The following is a 1,198-nucleotide window of genomic DNA, read 5'->3' as shown; positions in this document are numbered from 1 at the left end:
TGACCTTTCCCCTGAATTAGTACCATTCATTCAATGAGATAATTCATATTAAGCGGCCCGTTTAGCAAACTCAACTGGCGATAAATAATTCAGCGAACTATGTGGTCGAACATGATTATAATGTTCTCGCCATAAGTCGATTTCATATCTTGCTTCTTCCATCGTTCGGAACCAGTGCTGGTTTAAACACTCATTTCTGAATTTACCATTTAAGCTTTCAACAAAGGCGTTCTGAGTTGGCTTCCCTGGTTGGATAAAGCTGAGCTTTACTTTGGTTTCTTTTGACCAGAAGAACATAGCTTTACTCGTAAACTCTGTGCCGTTATCACACACTATTGAATTAGGTGCACCTCGTGTTTCTATCATCTCAGATAAAAATCGAGCAACCTGTTTGCCACTAATTGAAACACAGACAAGCTGTCCGACCATTTCGCGTGAATAATCATCAACCACATTCAGCGTTCTGAAGCGTCGACCATTGGCTAGCTGATCTGAAACAAAGTCCATAGACCAACGCTGGTTCGGTTTTGACGGTACTTCCAAAGGAAGTCTGGGCCGCTGTATTTTCTTCCGCTTTTTGGTGCGAACTTGGAGTCCTTCTTCCGTATAAATGCGATAGGTTTGCTTTTTATTCCTCACTAAGCCCTCAGCTTTTAACAGGCCGTGAAGCATCAAATAACCATAACGAGGGTATTCAGTAGCTAAGCGCTTTAATCGCTCTCTTAGTGCGTTATCTGCCTTCGCTCTTGGACGATATCGAAATGCCGTTCGGCTAACCCCAGATAGTTGGCATGCAGCTCGTTCACTGAGGTTAAATAGCTCGATGAGGTGGCTAGCGATCCGTTTCTTATCCGAAGGCTTCACCACTTTTTTGAGAGCACATCCTTCATACCTTCAACTTCAAGCATCTTTTCAGCCAATAAACGCTTGAGCTTATTATTCTCTGACTCAAGCTCTTTTAAACGCTTGGCTTCATTTACTTCTAGGCCTGCATATTTACTGCGCCAGTTATAAAAAGTGCCTGTCGATATTCCCATCTCTCGGCAAATATCATCGACTTTAGCGCCAGCTTCATGTTGTTTGATTGCTCGGATAATTTGTTCTTCGGTGTAACGTTTTTTCATTTTGAGATCTCCATTGTCTCCAGTTTATTGGAAATCTCATCAAAGTCATGGTGTTAATTTTGGGGGAAAGGTCA

1 protein-coding gene is annotated in these 1,198 nt (G+C 42.2%); it reads right to left on the bottom strand.

All coding sequences use genetic code 11. From position 1 onward, the window contains the following. Positions 1-48 precede the first annotated feature (48 nt). A protein-coding gene (locus tag C2M36_RS06725; RefSeq protein WP_105254268.1) for an IS3 family transposase occupies positions 49-1,124 on the bottom strand; the annotation gives its coding sequence in 2 pieces (ribosomal slippage) (positions 49-875 and positions 875-1,124; 1,077 coding nt in all). Positions 1,125-1,198: the final 74 nt, after the last annotated feature.

Origin of the sequence: Pseudoalteromonas sp. T1lg75 (genome assembly GCF_002964705.1) — a bacterium.
In the GTDB taxonomy this organism is placed as follows: domain Bacteria; phylum Pseudomonadota; class Gammaproteobacteria; order Enterobacterales; family Alteromonadaceae; genus Pseudoalteromonas.
This window is presented reverse-complemented; position numbering and strand designations above follow the sequence as displayed.